The sequence below is a fragment of the Aeromonas lusitana genome, from assembly GCF_002812985.1.
Classification (GTDB): domain Bacteria; phylum Pseudomonadota; class Gammaproteobacteria; order Enterobacterales; family Aeromonadaceae; genus Aeromonas; species Aeromonas lusitana.
In genome coordinates, this window is record NZ_PGCP01000004.1 from 1 (window position 1) to 21,740 (window position 21,740).

Genomic DNA, 21,740 nt, shown 5'->3' on the forward strand with positions numbered 1-21,740 from the left:
GCTGGTCGGCACCCGCTTGCCCAGCAGCGCCATCACCCCGAGGGCGAAGGCGATGTCGGTGGCGGCCGGAATGGCCCAGCCGGCCCGGGTCACTTCATCGTCGTAGTTGAAGAAGGCGTAGATGAGCGCCGGGGCCAGCATGCCGCCCACGGCGGCGATGGCCGGGAAGGTGGCCTGCACCCGGGACGAGAGCGCCCCCTCCAGCAGCTCGCGTTTCACTTCCAACCCGACCAGCAGGAAGAAGATTGCCATGAAGCCGTCGTTGATCCAGAGCAGCAACGGCTTGTCGATGTCGAGGGCACCGATGCGCATCTGCACCTGGGTGTTGAGGAAGCTCTGGTAATACTCCGCCAGCGCCGAGTTGGCCAAAGCGATGGCCAGCAAGGCGGCCAGGATCAAGATTATGCCGGAGGCTGACTCCAGTTTGAGAAATCGCTTGAATACATCACTCATGGTCTGACTGTCCGTAATATTGCATTTTTTTCAGTCTAGAGTCGGAGTGAGCCAATGAAAAATCGTTTCTAATTGCCGTTAACAACGGAAAAACCGAAGGCAAAATCGATCGGCTCTGCTATAAGCAGGGTTTCACTGGCTTTTCTCTGTCTCGCCGATATTCACTAAAACGCATAGATATTCTGGTTTGGGGGTCGAAAACGGGCCTGAAAAAGGCGCCCACAGGCGCCTTTCGATAGGAGGGTGTCGGCCCAGCCCCTGCTGTCGGATGAGGGGTCAGATGGCGACCGGCGCCTTGATGCCGGGATGGGGATCATAGCCCTGGATCTCGAAGTCCTCGAATTGGTAGTCGAAGAGGGAGTCCGGCTTGCGCTTGATCACCAGGGTCGGCAGGGGACGCGGCTCGCGGCTGAGCTGCAGCGCCGTCTGCTCCATGTGGTTCGAGTAAAGATGCACGTCGCCGCCGGTCCAGACGAAGTCCCCCACCGCCAGATCGCACTGCTGGGCCACCATGTGAGTCAGCAGGGCGTAGCTCGCGATGTTGAACGGCAGGCCGAGGAAGACGTCGCAGCTGCGCTGATAAAGCTGGCAGGAGAGCTTGCCATCCGCCACGTAGAACTGGAAGAAGGCGTGGCAGGGGGCCAGCGCCATCTTGTCCAGCTCACCCACGTTCCAGGCCGAGACTATGATGCGGCGCGAATCCGGGTTGTGCTTGATGTCGTCCAGCGCCTTCTGGATCTGGTCGATGACGGTGCCATCGGCCGCCGGCCAGGAGCGCCACTGGGCGCCGTAGACAGGCCCCAGATCGCCGTGCTCGTCGGCCCACTCATCCCAGATGCTGACGCCGTGCTCCTTCAGGTAGGCGGTGTTGGTGTCACCGTTGAGGAACCAGAGCAGCTCGTGAATGATGGATCTCAGGTGGCATTTCTTGGTGGTGACCAGGGGGAACCCCTCGGCCAGGTTGAAGCGCATCTGATGGCCAAACAATGAAACAGTCCCGGTGCCGGTACGGTCGGATTTGGCTGTCCCCTCATCCAGGATCTTCTGCATCAGATCGAGATAAGCCCTCATGACTTGACCTCCTTCACGGCATTACCAAACAGCTGCGGACGCTTGTAGGCAACCCAGATCATGATGGCGCCGATGATGATCATCGGAGTGGAGAGGATCTGGCCCATGCTGATCTCATGGAAGTAGAGACCAAGCTGGCTGTCCGGCTGGCGCACGAACTCCACCAGGAAGCGGAACAGGCCATAGAACAGCAGGAACATGCCGGAGATGGCGCCACGGGGCGGATTCTTGCGCCAGAACAGGTTGAGGATGATGAACAGCACCACCCCTTCCAGGGCGAACTGATAGAGCTGGGAAGGATGGCGCGGCTCCGGGCCTGCCTCCGGGAAGATGATGGCCCAGGGCACGTCGGTGACCCGGCCCCACAGCTCGCCGTTCATGAAGTTGCCGATGCGACCGACCCCCAGACCGAACGGGATGAGCGGTGCCACAAAATCTGCGACGGTGAAGAAGTGACGCTTGGTCTTGTGAGCAAACCAGATCATGGCGGTGATGACCCCGATGAGGCCGCCGTGGAACGACATGCCACCGGTCCAGATCTTGAACAGGTAGAGGGGATCTGCCAGGAAGAGATCGAAGTTGTAGAACAGCACGTAGCCGACCCGACCACCCAGGATCACCCCGAGGAAGCCGTAAAACAGCAGATCCGACACCTCGTTGCGGGTCCAGCCACTGTTTGGCGCATCGGCGCGACGCCCGGCCAGCCACATGGCGAAGGCGAAACCAAACAGGTACATGAGACCATACCAGCGTACCGACAGCGGTCCCAAACTGAATGCTACGGGATCAATCTGCGAGAAAACCCAATATCCATCGTGCTGCATCGTGCGGCCCCAATCATGAGAAATGAGAAAAGCCGCATTCTCCGATCATTCGTCAGCAGGGACAAGGCATGATTATCAATCGGCCTATTTCGCTTTGTGGCCAGCCCGTAGCAAACCGCCAAGGCCATGTTCTTCCAGATAGCGGGCAAACAGGCCGCGCAGCACATGGGGGTTGTCGTGCTTGAGGCCATCGGCCAGCAGTGCGGTCAGCTCATCGAGGTTAGACTGGCGCAGCACGTATTTGATGCGGGAGATGTTGTGGGTATTCATGCTGAAACGACGATAGCCCATGGCCAGCAGCAAGAGTACGCCGACCGGATCCCCGGCCAGCTCGCCGCACACTGAGACGGGTTTCTGATACTGATGGGACGCATCGACCAGCAGTTGCAGGGCGCGGATCACAGCTGGATGGAAGGCATCATAGATGTTGGCGACCCGAGCGTTGTTGCGATCCACCGCCAGCAGGTACTGGGTCAGATCGTTGCTGCCCACGGACCAGAAATCGATGAGGGGCGCCATCTCCGGCAGAATATAGAGGGCGGACGGCACCTCTATCATGACACCCAGGCTTGGGTAGCGGATCAGGGCATTGCGGCTGGCCGCCTCTTCCGACACTTCTCGCCAGGCCTGATCCAGCAGCCGGCGCGATGCCCGTATTTCCCCCACGCTGCTGATCATCGGCAGCATGATGGCCAGATTGTCCAGCCCTTCGCTCGCTCTGAGCATGGCCTTGAGCTGCACCAGGAAGAGTTCGGGGTGATCCAGGGTGAGGCGGATCCCCCGCCAACCAAGGAAAGGATTTTCCTCCACGATGGGGAAGTAAGGCAGTTGTTTATCTCCCCCCACGTCCAGGGTGCGCATACAAACGGGGCGATCCCGGTAGGTTTCCAGGATGCCGCGATAGCGGGCAGTCTGCTCCCACTCGGAGGGGAAGCTCTCCTGCAGCATGAAGGGGATCTCGGTGCGATAGAGCCCGACCCCGTCCGCCAGATGATTGAGGGAGATCTCGGTGTCCGCGCTGAGGCCTGCGTTGAGCAGCAGGGACACCTTGGTGCCGTCGGCGGTCTCGGAAGGCTGGTTGTCGACGCTGCGCACCAGGGTATCGAGCGCCCGCTCCTCATTGAGCAGTTGCCGGTACTCGGTCAGGATCACCTGATTGGGTTCGATGAAGAGATCGCCGCTGTAGCCATCCACCACCAGGGTGCGACCGCCTATGTCGCCAAGGGGCAGATCCACCCCCATGATGGCCGCCACCCCCATGGCGCGCGCCAGGATGGCGGCGTGGGAGTTGGTACCCCCCTTCAGCGACACCACCCCGCTCAGGAATTCACGCGGGATCTCGGCCAGTATGGTGGCGGTCACCTCGTCGGCGACCAGCACCACGGGCTCCCCTATGGTGAGCTGCTCCGGCTCGTCCTGCACCAGCCGGCTGATGAGGCGCTGGGCTATGTCTTTCACATCGGCGGCGCGCTCGCGCAGGTAAGGGTCTTTCATCCCCTTGAACTGTTCGATCAACCGATCGCTGATGAGCTTGACCGCGGAGATAGCGGTCCAGTGCTCCTTGCCGACCTTGTTGCGAATGGGCTTGATGTAGCCGGGATCGTCCAGCAGGTGCAGATAGATGTCGAAGATGGCGACCGAGTCCTGGCTGTAGCTCTCGCGAAAGCGCAGGGCCAGGCTCTCCAGATCGTGGCGCACCTCTTCTACCGCGAGATCGAGTCGCGCCAGCTGTTTGCCATGATCTTCGTCTTTACGGGGGGTAATGGAGTTGAGCGCCTTGCGCGGGCGCCATACCCAGGCCTTGGCGATGGCGATGCCACTGGCGCCGGCGATGCCGCGCAGGGGCTTGCTCCAGTCGGTCTTCTGCAACCAGCCCTTGGCCTGGGCCTGGGCGATGCGCCCCGCCAGCTGGGCCGCCAGGGTGACCATGAAGGACTCTTCCCCCTCATCGAACAGCCGGCTCTCCCGCTGCTGCACCACCAGGACACCCACCACCTGGCGCTGATGCATGATGGGAGCGCCGAGAAAGGAACGAAACGCCTCTTCGGCCACGTCGGGCAGGAATTTGAAACTCGGGTGGGAGGGGGCGTCGGCCAGGTTGATCAGCTCTTCGCGCTGACCCACCAGGCCGACGATGCCCTGCTCGAACGGCAGGGTGGCTTTGCCCACCGCCGATTCGGCCAGGCCATCGGTCGCCGCCAACCGATAGCGGCGCATCTCGGGCTCTGCCACGTACACGGAGCAGCAGTTCACCGTCATGGCGAGCCGGGTCTGGCTCACCAATGCCTGCAAGGCTTGCTCGAGGGTATTGGCCTCGGCCATGCTTTCGACGATGCGTCTGAGTTCCGTCAGCAACTAGCAGTGCTCCTTAACGAGAGCGGTTACGCCGCCCATCCTTTCGATTAACCTGCACCACCGGCACCGGCATGGCCAGCGGGGCAAACTCCTTCATCACCCGGCGGTACACTTCCCGCTTGAACGAGACGACCTGACGCACCGGGTACCAGAAGCTGACCCAACGCCAATCATCAAATTCCGGATGACCATGACAGCCGAACTGGATCCTGGACTCTTTGCCAGGATCGAGCTGTAACAAAAACCACTTCTGCTTTTGGCCAATACAGACCGGTGAACTGTCCCAGCGAACGAGTCGTTTGGGTAAGCGGTACTTCAGCCAGTTGCGGCTGGTCGCCAATATGGTCACGTCCTCGGGCTTGAGGCCTATCTCCTCGTATAGCTCACGATACATGGCCTGTTCCGGCGATTCACCATCATCAACCCCCCCCTGCGGAAACTGCCAGGAGTGCTGCCCATAGCGCTTAGCCCACAATACTTGTCCGTCACGGTTACAGATCACGATGCCGACATTGGGACGAAATCCGTCACCATCTATCACGTGATCACCATATAAAGGCTGAATCTATAAAGAGATTGTTCCACATTCACCCCGTGGCGGCAAACAAGGACTGTCATCTTGCATTCATGAATAACTTGCCATTTCAAGCTAAGTTATAAACAAATTCGCAGATCCGCCCTCAGGAGTTGCCCACCCAGACTGTGTATAAGCCTGTGATCAAACGGGTATATACAGTAGTTTCATACCGGGGTACCAAATCAGCCTTCATCATACCCGATTCAGAACAAAACAAAATATTCATTTAAATACATATAGTTAATATTTAAATGCTGGATCAAGATCCATGTCTTTTGGCCCAGAGGATCCTGGCCGTCAATTGTGAACAAGTTCCACTGCTCAAAGATCCACCAAGGCTAGTTTATCCACAAGCTTGGCGCATTATCTGCACCGATATGGCGAGAAAAATCGGCGGACTCTCACATTTATTTCCACTCACGACCCCACTATCAGCGCTTTAGGTCAGTTATCCAAGATTTCTGTGGATAACTATGTGCAACAGCAAGGCCAAACCCTTGGACAACTCATTTCAACCCGGATCCTTCGCCTCCCTGCGCTGGATAAAAATGCCAAATTCTTTTAAAATCATTGCCATAGATGAAAAATGGCAGTTCCCCTCGCCCTGTGTATAGTCGGCCGAGGATCGGTTATAAAAACAACGATCCTGCGCCAGGAGCAGACTTGCCACACTCATCTCACCTCAAGGAGCCCGCTATGCCCATCAGTCCCCAGTCAGAGCAGGAGTTGCTGGCCCGTGCCTATGCCATAGCAGGCCTCCCCCTGGCCCAGCTCGCCGCGGATGCCGGGATCCCGGTGCCGCGGGATCTGCGGCGGGACAAGGGCTGGATCGGCCAGTTGATCGAGTGGCAACTGGGGGCCAGCGCGGGCAGCAAGCCGGAGCAGGATTTCCCGGATCTCGGCATAGAGCTCAAGACGATCCCGGTCGATCCCCAAGGCAAGCCGCTCGAAACCACCTTCGTCTGCGTCGCTCCCCTCATCGGCATCAGTGGTCTGCGCTGGGAAGAGTCAAACGTGCGCAACAAGCTGTCACGGGTGCTCTGGATCCCGGTGGAAGGCAGCCGCGAGATCCCCATAGGGGAGCGCCGGGTCGGCATGCCGCTGCTGTGGAGCCCGAGCGAGGAGGAGGACAACCTGCTGCGCCAGGACTGGGAGGAGCTGATGGACATGATAGTGCTGGGGGAAGTTGAGCAGATCAGTGCCCGCCACGGCCAGGTCATGCAACTCAGGCCCAAGGCGGCGAACAGCAAGGCGCTGACCCGCGCCATCGGTCGCAACGGCCAGCCGATCCAGACCCTGCCACGGGGCTTCTACCTCAAGATCGACTTCACCCATCAACTGCTGCTACGCCACTTCGCCCTCCCCGTTTGATCTCCGCTATCAACATCCTTGTCATAAGGTGATATAAAAATAACCAACAGCGTTTTCTTCGCAGTCAGTGACAAGGAGGCTACATGCCGATCAACAAGCAGTTTCTCAAGTCCCGTCCCGAGGTCAAGGTGACCTTTGCAGTGGAAAAAGAGGCCGCGGGCGAGGCCGAACAGGTCTTGCTGCTGGGGGAGTTCAGCCAGTGGCAACCCATCGAACTCAAACGAATGAAGAGCGGGGAATTCAAGGCGACCCTCAATCTGCCCACAGATGGTCCCAGCCATTTCGAGTTTTGCTATCAGCTGGTGAAGCCGGGGGGAGAGACTCACTACGATAACGACTGGGCGGCGGATGACTATGTCCCCGGTCCGTTCGGGCGGGACAATTCCGTGGTGCGGGTCAGTCAGCCCGCCTGAAGCGTCGGATAACGGATACAAAAAAGGCTCGCCATTGGCGAGCCTTTTCACTACCTGTCGAGCTATTCGTCGACATACCGACACCAATTCGAATCGAATTAGTTGAGCTTCTCTTTGATACGAGCAGCTTTGCCGGACAGGTTGCGCAGGTAGTACAGTTTGGCGCGGCGAACATCACCACGACGCTTCAGTTCTACACTGTGGATCAGCGGAGAGTGAGTCTGGAATACACGCTCAACACCTTCGCCGTTGGAGATCTTGCGAACGGTGAAAGCAGAGTGCAGACCGCGGTTACGCTTGGCAATGACGATGCCTTCGAAAGCCTGCAGACGCTCTTTACCACCTTCTTTAACACGAACTTGAACACGTACGGTGTCGCCCTGGGCAAATGCCGGGATGTCGGTACGCAGTTGCTCTTGTTCAAGCTGCTGAATAATCTTGCTCATTGTCTTTCCTTACCTAGGATAAACTGAAAACTCTACTTAACGATGTCACGCACTTCGCGGACATACTCGGCAAGAAGTGATTCTTGCTCGTCAGTCAGAGCTAGGTTGTTAATAAGTTCCGGCCTTCTCTGCCAGGTTCGTCCGAGCGATTGCTTGAGTCGCCAGCGCCGAATCACTTCGTGATTGCCGCTTGTCAGCGCCTCGGGCACCGCCAATCCATCCAACAACTCCGGCCGAGTGTAGTGGGGATGATCCAGCAGGCCATCCGTGAAGGAGTCCTGCTCGGCACTGGCCTGATCACCCAAGACCCCTGGGACCAGACGCGAAACCGCATCGATCAGGGTCATGGCAGGCAACTCGCCACCACTTAACACGTAATCTCCGATAGACCACTCTTCGTCGACTTCGGTTTGTATCACGCGTTCATCGATACCTTCGTATCGACCGGCTACCAGAATCAGTTTCTGATTCGTCGCCAACTCGGTTACGCCCGCTTGAGTCAGCTTGCGCCCCTGAGGAGAGAGATAGATGACTTTCGCCCCGTCTCCCGCCGCTTGCTTGGCTGTGTGAATCGCATCACGCAGCGGCTGAACCATCATTAACATGCCGGGCCCACCACCATAAGGACGATCATCGACCGTACGGTGTTTGTCGTGGGTGAAGTCCCGGGGGTTCCAGCACTCAATCTGCAGCAGGCCACTCTTGACGGCCCGACCCGTTACCCCGTGCTCGGTAATGGCTCGGAACATTTCCGGGAAGAGGCTAATCACCCCAATCCACATAAGAAACCTCCGGCACCCGTGTTAGCGCGGGAAACTAGAAACCAGGATCCCAATCAACTTCGATTGTTCGAGCAGTCAGATCAATATGCTTGATCACCTGCTCTTCCAGGAACGGAATCAACCGCTCCTTCGCACCAAAGGCATCTTTTACATTGGCCTCAACCACCAACACATCGTTGGAGCCGGTTTCCATCAATTCGGTCACCTTGCCCAGGTCGTATCCCTTGGTGGTCTTGACGGAGCAACCAATCAGGTCACGCCAGTAGAACTCACCTTCAGGCAACGCAGGCAACAGATCGGCGGCTACGCCAATCTCGACATTGGTCAATGCCAGGGCATCCTCGCGCACATCGATACCATCGAGCTTGCAGATCAGACCCTTGTTGTGACGCTTCCAGGCCGAAACCTGAATCTCACGCCACACCCCGTTCTGATGAATCATCCAGGGGTTGTAATCGAAAATCGCTTCGGCAACATCGGTGAAGGAGTTCACTTTAAGCCAGCCCTTGATACCGTAAACGGTGCCCAGGGTGCCCAGAACTACAGGTTTTTCCACCTTAACTCCCTACCGTTTGGCTGATTAAGCAGCTTTAGCAGCGTCTTTGATCAGCTTGGCAACGCGGTCAGAAACAGCGGCACCAGTAGCAACCCAATGCTCGATACGAGCCAGGTCCAGGTTCAGCTTCTCAGCGTTACCAGCAGCAACCGGGTTGAAGAAACCAACGCGCTCGATGAAACGACCGTCACGGGCGTTACGGCTGTCAGTAACTACTACCTGGTAAAACGGACGCTTTTTCGCGCCACCACGTTGTAAACGAATGGTTACCATATCGTCCTCATAAACATCTAATGAACAAGGCCCGCAAAACGCGGACCCTAGCTTAAAATAAGCCGCGTAATTCTACTTGGATTCGTAATAATTGCAACCAAGCCAGCCATTTTTTGCGCAGGCCAAGCATGGAAAGGGCCCACCTGTGGTGAGCCCTTGAGCTGTCTGTCGTGGTCTGGTTATCAGAAGGGGCCGCGACCGCCGCCGAATCCGGGTGGCAGCATGTTCTTCATCTGCCCCATCATCTTGCGCATGCCGCCCTTGCCGGACATCTTCTTCATCATGCGCTGCATCTCGGTGAACTGCTTGAGCAACTTGTTCACGTCCTGCACCTGCATGCCGGAACCGGCCGCGATGCGGCGCTTGCGGGAGCCCTTGATGAGATCGGGATGAGCACGCTCCTTCGGGGTCATGGAGCTGATGATAGCTTCCATCCGCACGGTGAGCTTGTCATCCATCTGATCCTTCACGTTGTCCGGCAAACCGGACATGCCGGGCAGCTTGTCGAGCATGCCCATCATGCCACCCATGTTGCGCATCTGGGCCAGCTGCTCACGGAAGTCTTCCAGATCGAAGCCCTTGCCACTCTTGACCTTGCTGGCCAGCTTGGCGGCTTTCTCCTTGTCGACGGTACGTTCCACCTCCTCGATGAGGGAGAGCACATCCCCCATGCCGAGAATGCGGGACGCGAGCCGGTCCGGATGGAAGGGCTCCAGCGCGTCGGTCTTCTCGCCCATACCGATGAACTTGACCGGCTTGCCGGTGATGTGGCGCACGGAGAGGGCGGCACCGCCGCGGGCGTCGCCGTCCGCCTTGGTGAGGATGACACCGGTGAGCGGCAGCGCCTCGTTGAACGCCTTGGCGGTATTGGCCGCATCCTGACCCGTCATGGCATCCACCACGAACAGGGTCTCGATGGGCTTGATGGTGGCGTGCAGATCCTGGATCTCCGCCATCATCTCGCCATCGACGTGCAAACGACCGGCGGTATCGACGATCACCACATCGTAGAATTTCTTGCGTGCCTGATCGATGGCGGCGGTGGCGATGGCCACCGGCTTCTGGGTCACGTCGCTCGGGAAGAAGTCCACCCCGATGTCGCCGGCCAGGGTTTCCAGCTGCTTGATCGCCGCCGGACGATAGACGTCCGCACTGACCACCAGCACCTTCTTCTTGCTGCGCTCTTTGAGCAGCTTGGCCAGTTTAGCTACTGTGGTGGTCTTACCGGCACCCTGCAGACCCGCCATCAATATGATGGCTGGCGGCTGGGCGGCCAGATTGAGCTGCTCGTTCGCCTCGCCCATGACAGAGACCAGCTCGCCATGCACTATCTTGATGAAGGCCTGACCTGGGCTCAGGGACTTGGCCACTTCCTGGCCGACCGCCCGCTCCTTGACCCGCGCCACGAAGTCACGCACGACCGGCAGGGCGACGTCCGCCTCGAGCAGCGCCATGCGTACTTCACGCAAGGTTTCCTTGATATTCTCTTCCGTCAGTCGACCACGGCCACTGACATTGCGCAGGGTGCGCGAGAGTCGTTCAGTCAAATTCTCAAACATGACGCATTCCGGTTCTTGGCGTAACAATTGGGGGCATTATACCCCAGTCAGCACTATGAGGACGATTATTCACCGCAAGAAGCGGCCACCCGCCATCGAAACGGGGGTGTCACAAATGGGGGCATTATACCTCAGTCGGCGTGAGACGGCCCCAGAGGATGATGCGCTTACCCCAGGAGGTGGCGACTTGCTACTTATATATGGGCAGTTAGCCGCTGGCACAACTGGCGAGCATATCTTGTGCAAGGTATACTGCCTCTCTTATTCCATAAAGCTTGCTCAACAACGACCTGGTTATGATCGTGATCTCAGTCCTGGCCCTGGCGTTTTACCTGCTGGCCATCATCGCCTCTCTGCACCTGCTGCTCAGCGCCAAGCCCGTCGGGCAGGTACCGCTGTTCGCCAGTGTCAGCCTGGCCCTGGTCGCCCACGGTGTCGCGGTAGGCAGCGAGGTGCTGGCCACCCATTCCGGCCAGAATCTCAGCATGCTGAACGTCGCCTCCCTGGTGAGCCTCATCATCAGCGGCTTCATGACCTGCGTCACCCGCCGCTTCAACGGCTGGATCCTGCTGCCCGTGGTGTACAGCTTCTCCGCCCTGTTGCTGGCGGCAAGCGCACTTATTCCGGGCCGCTACATCACTCACCTGGAAGCCCATCCCCAGTTGCTGCTGCACATAGGGCTGGCCCTGATGGCCTATTCGGTGCTGATGATCGCCTGCCTGTTCGCCCTTCAGCTTGCGTGTCTGGACAGACAGCTTAAATCCCGCAAGATCAGTCATTTGCCTGCCATGCCACCCCTGATGACGGTGGAAAGACGCCTGTTCCAGCTCATCTCGGCCGGTCTGTTCCTGCTCACTCTCTCCATCGCCTCCGGCCTGTTCTTCCTCGAAGACATGTTCGCCCAGGGCAAGTCCCACAAGGCGGTGCTGTCGATCCTGGCCTGGTGCGTCTACGCCTTCCTGCTGTGGGGCCATCACACCCGGGGCTGGCGCGGTCGCAAGGTCATCACGTTGAGTCTCATCGGCAGTGTCATCCTGACCCTGGCCTATTTCGGCAGTCGTTTCGTCAAGGAAGTCTTGCTGAGCTAAGCAGGCTCACCCTCCCAACCACCCAACAGGAGCCCCTCTTGGACAGTATCTCAACGAGCACATTACTGATTGTTCTCGTTATCTTGATCCTCTTGTCAGCCTTCTTCTCGAGTTCCGAAACCGGCCTGATGTCCCTCAACCGCTACAAGTTGCGACATCTTGCCCAGACCAAACACAAGGCCGCCCGCCGGGTAGAAAAGCTGCTGGCACGGCCGGATCGCCTGCTCGGTCTCATCCTTATCGGCAATAACCTGGTCAATATCCTGGCCTCCGCCATCGCCACTATCGTCTGCATCCGGTTGTTCGGGGACCTCGGTGTCGCCATCGCCACCGTCGGCCTGACCCTGGTGGTGTTGGTATTCGGGGAGGTGACTCCCAAGACCCTGGCGGCCATGTTTCCGGAGCGCATCGCCTACCCGGCTTCCTGGGTACTCAAGGGGTTGATGGTTCCCCTCGCCCCCTTCGTCTGGCTCATCAATGGCATCACCAACCTGCTGCTCAAACTGATGCGGCTGGATCACCGCAAGGATGACTCCCTCAATACCGAGGAACTACGCACCATAGTCAACGAGGCGGGCACCCTGATCCCCCAGCGTCACCAGGAGATGCTCATCAGCATACTGGACCTGGACAAGATGACGGTGGAGAACATCATGGTGCCCCGCAGCGAGATCTACGCCATCGACATCAACGATGACTGGAAGACCATACTGCGTCAGCTGGCTCACTGCGCCCACACCAAGATCCTGCTCTATCGCGACAACATCGACGACGTTGTCGGATTTTTACACGCGCGCGACGCGCTCAGGCTGGTCGCAAAGGATCAGTTCAGCAAGTCCAGCCTGCTGCGGGAAGTGGATCCCATCTACTTCATTCCCGAGGGGACGCCCCTCAACGTGCAACTAGCCAAGTTCCAGCGCAACAAGGAGCGGATCGGGCTGATTGTCGATGAATACGGAGATATTCAGGGCTTGATCACCCTGGATGACATTCTCGAAGAGATAGTGGGCGACTTCACCACTTCCATGACACCGGCGCCGAGCGACGAGATCCACCCTCAGCCGGATGGCTCCTTCCTGGTGGAAGGCTCGGCCAGCATCCGCGAGCTGAACAAGGAGATGAACTGGCATCTGCCCATGGACGGCCCGCGTACCCTCAACGGGGCCCTACTGGAATACCTGGAGGAGATCCCCCAACCCAATATCAGCGTCAGGCTGGCGGGTTATCCCATCGAGATCCTGGAAGTGGAGAACAACATGGTGAAGATGGCGCGGATCATGCCGCATTTATACCGTAACGAGTCGGGTTACGAGGATTGAAAAAAGGCTGCCGATGGCAGCCTTTTTTATCTCACTCGCTCTCGTCGTCCGGCTCCAGCACCAGGGTCGGGATCATCTCCCCGAACACCCTCTGCAGCTCGTCCCGATTGGCCAGCAAGTCTTTCAGCGTATAGCCATCCATCACCGCCAGGAAGGCATTCATCGCCTCCTTCAGGGCACTCTTGAGCAGACAGACGGAGACGATGTGGCACACCGGCGAGTTGCAGTCGATACCATCCAGATTGCCTTCCAGTGCCCGGATCACCTGGCCTATGTTCACCTCTTCCGGCGCGCAGGCCATGCGGATCCCGCCGTTCTTGCCACGCTGGGACTGCAGATAGCCCAGCTTCACCAGCTGGTTCACCACCTTCACCATGTGGTTGCGGGACACGTCATAGAGGGCGGACACCTTGGCCACGCTCGACAATTCACCCTCCGGCAGGGTGGCCAGATAGAGCAGGGCTCTCAATCCAAAATCGGTATAGCTAGTCAGTCTCATAGTGCCTGTGGCGCTTAGCGCAGAAATTGATGATTGATCCAGATCAATTAAACATTTAGGATGCCACTTATTAAGTGACATTTAAGATGTTCAATTAGAAAGGACCTCCTATGTTAGACCAAGCCACCATCGCCGTCATCAAAAGCACCATTCCTTTGCTCGAATCGGCGGGCCCTGCCCTCACCCAGCACTTCTATCAGCGCATGTTCAGTCACAATCCCGAGTTGAAGGATGTGTTCAACCTGGCGCACCAGCACAGCGGTGGCCAACCCCTGGCCCTGTTCAATGCAGTCGCGGCTTACGCCAAGAATATCGACAACCTGGGAGCCCTGGCCGGTGCCGTCGAGCGCATCGCCCACAAACACACGGGTTTCCTGATCCAGCCGGAACAATATCACATTGTGGGTAGTCATCTCTTGGCCACGCTCAAAGAATTGGGTGGTAGCGCGGTGACCGAGGAGGTACTGGATGCCTGGGGCAAGGCTTATGGGGTGCTGGCCAGCATCTTCATCGGCCGGGAGAGCGAGATCTATCAGGAGCGCGCCGCCGGGCACGGTGGCTGGCAAGGTGCCCGCCCCTTCATCATCAAGGAGAAGCGTCAGGAGAGCGAGATCATCACCTCCTTCCTGCTGACCCCCGCCGATGGCAAGCCCGTGCTCACCTTCAAACCGGGCCAATACCTCAGCATCCAGCTCACGCACCCAGAACTTGAGTATCAGGAGATCCGCCAATACTCCCTCTCCGATGCCCCCAACGGCCGCGACTACCGCATCAGCGTCAAGCGCGAGCCAGAGGGCCAGGTCTCCAACCTGCTGCACGACGTGCTGCAAGTGGGGGATGAGGTGGCCCTGATGCCGCCGACCGGTGACTTCGTGCTGCAAGCCAGCAGCACCACCCCAGTGGTCTTGCTCTCCGCCGGGGTGGGTCTCACCCCCATGCTGAGCATGCTCAACCAGCTGCTTGCCAACGGTCATGACGCTGAAGTTCGCTGGCTGCACGCCTGCGAGCACGGCGCCTTGCACGCCTTCAAACAGGAGATCCAGGACAAGAGCCGGCAACACGCCAGACTGGAGAGCCGGGTCTGGTATCGCACCCCTGGGGAGCAGGATGTAGCAGGGCGGGACTATGACTTTGCCGGCACTCTGAGCCTTGAGCAGGTCACCGACCTTATCCCGGCGGATGCCCACTACTACTTCTGTGGCCCACTTGGCTTCATGAAGGCCGTGAAAGACCAGCTGGCCAGCCTGGGCGTGCCGGCGGACAGGATGCATTACGAGGTGTTCGGCCCCCATCAGGACCTCTGATACCAGGCTAGGCAACCCCCGTATACAACAAGGCCCACGCATTGCGTGGGCCTTGTCACATCAAAACGGGCTCAGTGCATCGCCTTGGCCCGCGCGATGGCATTGGCCGGCATGCGATTGCCGAGCCGGCTGAGCAGGCTGGCAGCCTTCTGGTGAGTGGCTTTGTCACCGATGACGGTGCCATGGAGCCAGTGATAGGCCTCCTCGTAATCGAGCGGGCTGCCCATGCCTTGCAGCAGCATCTCGACCCACTCCAATTGCGCCCGCTGAAAGCCGAGGCTGGCCGCCTCGCGCATCAGGGTCTCGGCCCGCACCAGATCCTTTTGCACCAGGATCCCCTTCCAGTAATAACGGCCGAGTTGCTCAAGGGCTGGCGCCAGCCCCTGATTGGCCGCCTCCCACATGTATTGCACCCCGAGCTGGGCATCCGGCTTGATGCAGACGCCCCAGGCCAGCATGTCCCCCCACAGGAACTGGTAGGCGGGGATCTTCATCACGGAGGCACGCGCCTCTATGTCCTGGGTCAACTGACACCTGTCCTGCTTCACCCGGGTCAGGTGGCGACCCTGTTCAATCCAGTTCAGCAACTCATCCTGCCGATAGAGGGGCACCGCTTGCAGCTCTCCCGTGGTTAAAAGCGCTGGCGTCGCCGCCTTGGGCAAGGGGGCCGCCGCAGGTTCAGTGGTTGCGGGCTTCAGGGTTGGCGCGACCGGTATAGGAGCGGCCGCTATGCCTTGTCCTATGGGCGCAGGTTCGGTGGGTGCAGCTGGCGTCACCAGGGTTGGTAGCGGACTCGATGCCGCCAGAGCCAGGGTTGAGGCAGGAACGGCGGGCATGGGCACCTGGGTCGGCGAGGCGGACGATGCCGTCTCGGCCCCCTGCAAGGGGAGGCTGCATAAACAGATAAGGCCGACGAGGGTACTGGGTTTCATCATAGAGATCTCCTGCTGCTCTCTGTTATCGGCAGCAGAACCCATCTCGTTAGCCCTCTTGCCAGATCCCGGCAATGACAAAGGGGAGCCTGAGCTCCCCTTATGACAGAACGAGATGACTTATTTGACGAAGTCGACGCCCAGCTGGATGTCGGCCTTCAGGGTGGCCAGCATGCTGTTCATGGACTCTTGCTCGAAGGCGCTCAGCTTGCCGTAGTCCAGCACGGTTTCAACACCGTTCTTGCCAAGCAGGATGGGCTGCGCGAAGAAGGTGGCGTGCTCGCCGTTGCCTTCCACATAGGCGCACTCGATGACGTTCGCTTCACCCTGCAGCCCCTTGATCAGGGACAGGCCGAAGCGGCAAGCCGCCTGACCCATGGACAGGGTGGCAGAGCCGCCACCGGCCTTGGCTTCCACCACTTCGGTACCGGCATTCTGGATGCGCTTGGTCATGGCTGCCGCTTCTTCGGCGGTGAAGCTGGCCCCTTCGATCTGGGACAACAGCGGCAGAATGGTCACGCCGCTGTGGCCACCGATCACGTTGACACGGATCTTGTCGACGTTCAGGCCCTTGGCTTCGGCCACGAAGGTCTCGCCACGGATGACGTCCAGGGTGGTCACGCCGAACAGACGACGCTTGTCATAGACACCGGCCTTCTTCAGCACTTCGGCGGCGATGGCGACCGTGGTGTTGACCGGGTTGGTGATGATGCCGATCAGTGCCTTCGGGCAGCTGGCCGCGCACTTCTCTACCAGGTTCTTGACGATACCGGCGTTGATATTGAACAGGTCGGAACGATCCATGCCGGGCTTGCGAGCCACGCCGGCGGAGATCAGTACGACATCGGCGCCGACCAGAGCTGGGCTCGGATCTTCACCGCAGAAACCTTTTACTTTCACGTCAGTCGGGATGTGGCTCAGATCGGCTGCAACACCCGGGGTGACCGGGGCAATGTCATACAGGCTCAATTCGGAACCGGCAGGCAGGCGATTTTTCAACAGCAGAGCGAGGGCTTGGCCGATGCCACCGGCGGCACCCAGAACGGCAACTTTCATGATCAACTCCATGTTTAAGCGTAGGTTTAAGGTTGTTTCTAGTTGGGATTAAGACTGCTTCTTATTGTGGGCATCACCTTAAAGGATCCCCTGCTAAAAAACAATCTGATAACAGTTGTAATCACAGGTTCTGTGAGCCAGGGAACAAGCGGAGATGAAAAAGGAGAGGAATGTGCGATAAATGGGAGGAAAGGCACAGATTTCCTGCGCCATCCTCACCATTAAGAGGTAATTACGACTGCATCAGGACTGAAACGCCAGTGCTCTGCGCTCACACCAACGGAAACCAATTGTTAACAATCCATTCATGGTCAGGTAGAGCGCACCGGCCACGGTGAACACCGCCAGGGTGTCATAGGTCTGGGCGTTGAGACGCTGGGCCAGCCCCATGATATCCATGATGGTGATGGTGCTGGCGAGCGAGCTGCCCTTGAGCACCAGGATCACTTCATTCGAGTAGGCAGGCACCAGCCGGCGGGCGGCGTGACGCACCTTCATCCACAGGGTCTGTCCGGCGGAGAAGCCGAGCGCCCGGCAGGCTTCCACCTCGCCGGCGGGGATGGCATCGAGCGCCCCCTTGAACAGCCGGGTCGAATAGGCCGCGGTGTTGAAGCCAAGGGCCAGCACGGCGCAGAACCAGGGCTGTTTGAGCAGCGGCCAGAGCGGGCTGGCTTTGAGCCACTCGAACTGACCCGGCCCGTAGTAGATGAGGAAGATCTGGATGAGCAGGGGCGTGCCGGTGAAGATCAGCACCCACAGCTGCACCAGCTGGGTCGCCACCGGGATGCGCCGATCCAGCACCCAGGTCATGCCGGCCGCCAGCACTACGCCGAGCAGCAGGCTGAGCGCGGTGAGCTGCAGTGTGATAGCGAGTCCACCCAGCAAGGTCATGAGATAGTCCTGCATGGTCAGCCTCCGTAACGACGGGTATATCGGGCAGCCTGCTTGAGGCCGAATTCACTCACCAGGCTGATGGCCAGGTAGATGAGGGCCGCGGCGGCATACCAGGTGAAGGGTTCATAGGTGCTGGCCGAGGCCATCTGCGCCTGGCGCATCATCTCGTTCACCCCGATAAGGGAGACCAAAGCCGTGTCCTTGAGCAGCACCAGCCACTGGTTGCCGAGACCTGGCAGGGCGTGACGCCAGGCCTGGGGCAGCACGATGCGAAAGAAGATGTGAGCCCGGCCAAGACCAAGGGCCAGCGCCGCCAGCCGCTGCCCGGAAGGCACCGCATTGAGCGCCGCCCGCAGAGTCTGGGTGGCGTAGCTGGCAAACAGCAGGGAGAGCGCCAGCACGCCGCAGGCGAACGGGCTGAACTCCACATACTCACCTGTGATGAGGAACAACACCTGGGTCGAGCCGAAGTAGATGAACAGCACCACCAGCAGCTCGGGCAGACCGCGTATCAAGGTGGTCAGGGTGGCCACGGGCCACACCAACCAGGTGCGCTTGCTGAGCTCGGCGGCGCTGAACGCCAGCGCCAATACCATGCCCCCGACCAGTGATGCCAAGGCCAGCCCCAGGGTCATCCAGGCTGCGTCCAACAACAGGCTCAACATGGTTTATTGCTGCGCGAAGTATTTGTCATAGATCTTCTGATAGGTGCCGTTGGCCTTGATCTCGGCCAGCCCCTTGTTCAGTTGACCCAAGAGTTCCTGGTTATCCTTGGCCACAGCGATGCCAAAGCCGGTACCGAAGTACTTGGCGTCGGTCACGGGGGCGCCAATCACACCGTACTCCTTGTGCTGCTTGAGCCAGTCGGCGGCGACGGCGGTGTCGGCGAAGACGCCGTCAGTGCGGCCGTTCATCATGTCGAGGAAGGCGCTCTGGTAGCTGGCGTACGGCACGGTCAGCAGGCCCTTGCCAATCCAGTTATCCACCAGATAGGACTGGTGGGAGGAGCCGTTCTGCACGCCGACCGTCTTGTCGACCATCTCTTCCGGCCCCTTGAAGGCGCCCTTCTTGGCCACGAACACGGCGGAGTTCTGGTAATAGATGTCGGAGAAATCGACCTGGGCGGCCCGCTCCGGGGTCACGTCCATGGCGGCGATGGCGGCGTCATAGCGACGGAACTTGAGGCTGGGGATCAGGCTGTCGAAGGCCTGGTTGTGGAAGCTGCACTCCAGCTTGGCCTGGGCGCAGATGGCGCGGGCCAGGTCGATGTCGAAGCCCTGGAACTCGTTCTTGTCGTCCAGGTACTCGAACGGCGCATAGGTAGCCTCGGTGGCGAACTTGATCTCCTTGGCCAGCACTGAAGTGCTCAGCAGGCCCATGGCCGCAACCAACAACAGACTCTTTTTCATGACAGCTTCCTTATCGATTCAGTATCAATGCATCAAGAATTCGGCAAACCGGCTGGTTTGCGGGGCCTGGAAGATGGCGGCGCTACCGGACTCGATGATCCGCCCCTTCTCCAGATAGATCACCTGACTGGCCACCTTGCGGGCGAACTCCACCTCGTGGGTCACCACCACCTGGGTGATGCCGGTCTGGCTCAGGGTGCGGATGATCTCCGCCACCTCTTTGGTAATTTCAGGATCGAGCGCCGCGGTGGGCTCGTCAAACAGCAGCACCTGGGGATCCATCATCAGGGTACGGGCGATGGCCACCCGCTGCTGCTGACCACCGGACAGGCGCGCCGGCCAGGCGTCGCGCTTGTCGGCGAGCTGCAACTGGGCCAGCAGGTAGGCGCCCTTCTCGATGGCGGCCTCGCGGTTCATGCCGAGCACCTTGATGGGAGCTTCAATCAGGTTCTCCATCACGGTCAGGTGTGGCCACAGATTGTACTGCTGGAATACCATGCCCACCTTGCGGCGCAAGGCCTGGGCCTGCTGATTGAATTGCGCAGTGGACAGGGAGGACGGGAAAGAAAATTCACTGTCGCCGATGCGCAGTACACCGGCATCCGGGGTGTCCAGCAGGTTCATCATGCGCAGCAGCGAGCTCTTGCCCGCACCGCTCGGGCCCAGTAATACCAAGGTTTCGCCGGGAGCCGTCTTGAAGCTGACCTGCTGCAGTACCTGCACCTTGTGCCAGGATTTTTCGATGCCGATTAATTCAATACCCATACAGCCCAATTGAATAAGTTTTCAAAATTTCGTCCTGATTCTAACGCTCACTTGGGTGGATGCAAGCTATATTTGAATCAATATGCAGAACAAGCGCCGCTTCCTTGCCAAAACCGGCATATGAATGCAAAATAGCAGCGCTGTTCGTATCTGCCGCCTGAGCGTGACAGGCGGCCACACCCCTCATTCGTGAGTCCAAGATGAAACATAACGACAAGCAAGAAAAACTGGCCAAGGCCTTTAAAGCCCTGCTGAAAGAGGAGCGCTTTGGCTCCCAGGCAGAGATAGTCACCGCCTTGCAAGAGATGGGCTTCGAGAACATCAACCAATCCAAGGTCTCGCGCATGCTGAGCCGCTTCGGCGCCGTTCGCACCCGCAATGCCAAGATGGAGATGGTCTACTGCCTGCCGGTGGAACTGGGTGTGCCCACCACCTCCAGCCCGCTCAAGAACCTGGTACTGGATGTCGACCACAACGGCGCCCTGGTGGTGATCCACACCAGTCCCGGTGCCGCCCAGCTGATCGCGCGCCTGCTCGACTCCCTCGGCAAGGCCGAAGGGATCCTCGGCACCATCGCTGGTGATGATACTATCTTCATCACCCCGACCAGCGACACCGATATCGAGGAACTCTACCTCTCGGCCCTCGAGCTGTTCGAACAGACCCCCTGATCAGGCGGCCTCCCGGCCTGTGACCTGAACGAAAAATCCCGGCCTAGGCCGGGATTTTTGTTATCTAGGCGCCTTGTCGGCGGCCTGACTGGCATCCGGGATCTGCTACCCGGCGCCAGCAATGAGCCGACAGGGTCAGAGATCCGTACCAGACCGCCCGCTTCGGCTCATTTTGGCAGCGTGTTCGTGCTGTTATTTACCCTGTGACAGCAGGAAATCTTGCGAAGGCGCGAACAGTGCCACTCCAGTCACTGCCTTGGTGAAGCGCAGCAGGTGATCGTAGTGACTGCCCTCCCCCTTGTACATGCTCGCCAGCATGGCGTTGAAGTGTTGGGGAGTGCGGCAGCAGGAGATGAAGTAGAGCCCCTGCTCAGTCATGGTGCCCCAGGGCATGCTCTGGCGCAGTATCTCCATGGACTCTCCCTTGGGGGTCTTGAGATTGACCCGCTTGATGTGGGAGGTGAGCGGCTTGTCGGCAGACTCGTATTCGATGTTGTCGACCTTGGTGCGGCCTATGATGTCTTCCTGCTCCTTGGTCGCCAGCTTCTGCCAGTCGGTCAGGGCATGGACCCAGCGCTGCACGTGGATGTAGGAGCCGCCAGCGAACTCGCCGCCTTCGAGCAGCGCCACCTCGGCCCTGTGCGCATCCTGCGGGTTCTCGGTGCCATCGACAAAGCCGGTGAGATCCCGGTAATCCAGGTTGCGGAAACCCCGCACCTCTTCGGCCAACTCCACCAGACCCGCCAGCAGCGCCATGACGCGGTGACCGGCGTGATGCAGCACGTCCACCCGATCGGCGCGCAGTTGCACGAACAAGTCGAACGGGGTGTTCGGCGCCTCCTGGCCGTTGGCGGACTGGGCCATGAAGCCACGGAACTGGGGCGGACGGACGGCCGGATAGATGGCATCCCAGCCTTCGGCGCCCACGGCCACCAGGCCGCTGAAACCGGCGTCGGGGAAGTCGGCACTCACCGCATCCCACAGCACGGGCAGCTTGGCCAGACGGGCCGCCAGCTCGGCGCCGTCACCGGTGCGATTGAACATCAGATAGAGGGCGTGCAGATTCGGCTCTGCGCAGATCCCGGCTTGGGCTTTCATTTCTCTCTCCAAAGACATTGGCTAA

Annotated in this window: 24 protein-coding genes; 6 read left to right on the plus strand and 18 right to left on the minus strand. The window is 59.3% G+C overall.

The annotated features are described in order from the left end of the window. From CUC44_RS03135 to rppH, 5 genes are all read right to left on the minus strand, one after another. A partial coding sequence (locus CUC44_RS03135) for a Na+/H+ antiporter NhaA (protein ID WP_208621016.1) occupies positions 1-453 on the minus strand: 453 nt, incomplete at its 3' end. 276 nt (positions 454-729) lie between these two features. Then, on the minus strand, positions 730-1,524 hold the full coding sequence (gene thyA, locus CUC44_RS03140) for a thymidylate synthase (RefSeq protein WP_100858544.1): 795 nt from the start codon (positions 1,522-1,524) through the stop codon (positions 730-732). Next, positions 1,521-2,348 (minus strand): prolipoprotein diacylglyceryl transferase, encoded by an 828-nt coding sequence (gene lgt / locus CUC44_RS03145; protein ID WP_100858545.1) that lies wholly within the window; start codon positions 2,346-2,348, stop codon positions 1,521-1,523. The genes thyA and lgt overlap by 4 nt, the downstream gene beginning before the upstream one ends. 84 nt (positions 2,349-2,432) lie before the next feature. Beyond that, positions 2,433-4,703 (minus strand): phosphoenolpyruvate--protein phosphotransferase, encoded by a 2,271-nt coding sequence (ptsP, locus tag CUC44_RS03150; RefSeq protein WP_100858546.1) that lies wholly within the window; start codon positions 4,701-4,703, stop codon positions 2,433-2,435. Positions 4,704-4,716: 13 nt separating this feature from the next. Further along, entirely contained in the window at positions 4,717-5,244 is a 528-nt protein-coding gene (gene rppH / locus CUC44_RS03155) for an RNA pyrophosphohydrolase (RefSeq protein WP_025325700.1), read from the minus strand. A gap of 732 nt (positions 5,245-5,976) precedes the next feature. On the opposite strand from rppH, the gene mutH reads away from it, so the two are divergent. Continuing rightward, positions 5,977-6,651, plus strand: coding sequence for a DNA mismatch repair endonuclease MutH (gene mutH / locus CUC44_RS03160; protein WP_100858547.1), 675 nt, complete (start codon positions 5,977-5,979; stop codon positions 6,649-6,651). An 83-nt stretch (positions 6,652-6,734) separates the two neighbouring features. Further along, positions 6,735-7,064 carry an isoamylase early set domain-containing protein gene (locus CUC44_RS03165; RefSeq protein ID WP_100858548.1) on the plus strand — a complete coding sequence of 110 codons (330 nt, stop codon included), beginning with the start codon at positions 6,735-6,737 and terminating at the stop codon, positions 7,062-7,064. Positions 7,065-7,162: 98 nt separating this feature from the next. On the opposite strand, the gene rplS is transcribed toward CUC44_RS03165, so the two are convergent. The 5 genes from rplS to ffh all read right to left on the minus strand — a co-directional run bounded on the left by rplS (position 7,163) and on the right by ffh (position 10,680). Continuing rightward, positions 7,163-7,510 carry a 50S ribosomal protein L19 gene (gene rplS / locus CUC44_RS03170; protein WP_005313505.1) on the minus strand — a complete coding sequence of 116 codons (348 nt, stop codon included), beginning with the start codon at positions 7,508-7,510 and terminating at the stop codon, positions 7,163-7,165. A 32-nt stretch (positions 7,511-7,542) separates the two neighbouring features. Next, positions 7,543-8,292: a tRNA (guanosine(37)-N1)-methyltransferase TrmD gene (gene trmD, locus CUC44_RS03175; RefSeq protein WP_100858549.1), complete on the minus strand. Its 750-nt coding sequence runs from the start codon at positions 8,290-8,292 to the stop codon at positions 7,543-7,545. Positions 8,293-8,326: 34 nt separating this feature from the next. Then, positions 8,327-8,848, minus strand: coding sequence for a ribosome maturation factor RimM (rimM, locus tag CUC44_RS03180; RefSeq protein ID WP_100858550.1), 522 nt, complete (start codon positions 8,846-8,848; stop codon positions 8,327-8,329). A gap of 24 nt (positions 8,849-8,872) precedes the next feature. Further along, entirely contained in the window at positions 8,873-9,121 is a 249-nt protein-coding gene (rpsP, locus tag CUC44_RS03185; protein WP_100858551.1) for a 30S ribosomal protein S16, read from the minus strand. 182 nt (positions 9,122-9,303) lie between these two features. Continuing rightward, on the minus strand, positions 9,304-10,680 hold the full coding sequence (gene ffh, locus CUC44_RS03190; protein ID WP_100858552.1) for a signal recognition particle protein: 1,377 nt from the start codon (positions 10,678-10,680) through the stop codon (positions 9,304-9,306). Positions 10,681-10,976: 296 nt separating this feature from the next. Between ffh and CUC44_RS03195 the strand changes: the two genes are divergently transcribed. Next, positions 10,977-11,768 carry a cytochrome C assembly family protein gene (locus CUC44_RS03195; protein ID WP_100858850.1) on the plus strand — a complete coding sequence of 264 codons (792 nt, stop codon included), beginning with the start codon at positions 10,977-10,979 and terminating at the stop codon, positions 11,766-11,768. A 38-nt stretch (positions 11,769-11,806) separates the two neighbouring features. Continuing rightward, complete coding sequence (locus tag CUC44_RS03200) at positions 11,807-13,087, plus strand: HlyC/CorC family transporter (RefSeq protein ID WP_100858553.1); 1,281 nt, start codon at positions 11,807-11,809, stop codon at positions 13,085-13,087. Between the two features lie 31 nt (positions 13,088-13,118). On the opposite strand, the gene CUC44_RS03205 is transcribed toward CUC44_RS03200, so the two are convergent. Further along, entirely contained in the window at positions 13,119-13,586 is a 468-nt protein-coding gene (locus tag CUC44_RS03205) for an Rrf2 family transcriptional regulator (RefSeq protein WP_100858554.1), read from the minus strand. A 110-nt stretch (positions 13,587-13,696) separates the two neighbouring features. Here CUC44_RS03205 and hmpA point away from each other — a divergent pair, with 110 nt between their 5' ends. Further along, the gene (gene hmpA / locus CUC44_RS03210) at positions 13,697-14,890 is read left to right on the plus strand and encodes an NO-inducible flavohemoprotein (protein ID WP_100858555.1); all 1,194 of its coding nucleotides are present in this window, start codon (positions 13,697-13,699) and stop codon (positions 14,888-14,890) included. Positions 14,891-14,961: 71 nt separating this feature from the next. Here the strand turns inward: hmpA and CUC44_RS21220 are convergent, their stop codons facing one another. From CUC44_RS21220 to CUC44_RS03245, 6 genes are all read right to left on the minus strand, one after another. After that, entirely contained in the window at positions 14,962-15,552 is a 591-nt protein-coding gene (locus tag CUC44_RS21220; protein WP_100858556.1) for a tetratricopeptide repeat protein, read from the minus strand. 390 nt (positions 15,553-15,942) lie between these two features. After that, the gene (gene mdh, locus CUC44_RS03225; protein WP_100858558.1) at positions 15,943-16,878 is read right to left on the minus strand and encodes a malate dehydrogenase; all 936 of its coding nucleotides are present in this window, start codon (positions 16,876-16,878) and stop codon (positions 15,943-15,945) included. A 243-nt stretch (positions 16,879-17,121) separates the two neighbouring features. Continuing rightward, positions 17,122-17,784, minus strand: a complete 663-nt coding sequence (gene artM, locus CUC44_RS03230; protein WP_100858559.1) for an arginine ABC transporter permease ArtM — start codon at positions 17,782-17,784, stop codon at positions 17,122-17,124. A 2-nt stretch (positions 17,785-17,786) separates the two neighbouring features. After that, the gene (artQ, locus tag CUC44_RS03235) at positions 17,787-18,437 is read right to left on the minus strand and encodes an arginine ABC transporter permease ArtQ (RefSeq protein WP_100858560.1); all 651 of its coding nucleotides are present in this window, start codon (positions 18,435-18,437) and stop codon (positions 17,787-17,789) included. 3 nt (positions 18,438-18,440) lie between these two features. Further along, a complete protein-coding gene (locus CUC44_RS03240) occupies positions 18,441-19,181 on the minus strand; it encodes a transporter substrate-binding domain-containing protein (protein WP_100858561.1) in 741 nt (246 codons plus the stop codon). Positions 19,182-19,205: 24 nt separating this feature from the next. Beyond that, positions 19,206-19,946 (minus strand): ATP-binding cassette domain-containing protein, encoded by a 741-nt coding sequence (locus CUC44_RS03245; RefSeq protein WP_100858562.1) that lies wholly within the window; start codon positions 19,944-19,946, stop codon positions 19,206-19,208. A 200-nt stretch (positions 19,947-20,146) separates the two neighbouring features. Between CUC44_RS03245 and argR the strand changes: the two genes are divergently transcribed. Next, positions 20,147-20,617 (plus strand): transcriptional regulator ArgR, encoded by a 471-nt coding sequence (gene argR, locus CUC44_RS03250; protein ID WP_005308670.1) that lies wholly within the window; start codon positions 20,147-20,149, stop codon positions 20,615-20,617. A gap of 192 nt (positions 20,618-20,809) precedes the next feature. Here argR and CUC44_RS03255 read toward each other — a convergent pair whose 3' ends face one another. Continuing rightward, entirely contained in the window at positions 20,810-21,715 is a 906-nt protein-coding gene (locus CUC44_RS03255) for a Dyp-type peroxidase (RefSeq protein WP_100858563.1), read from the minus strand. Positions 21,716-21,740 lie beyond the last annotated feature (25 nt).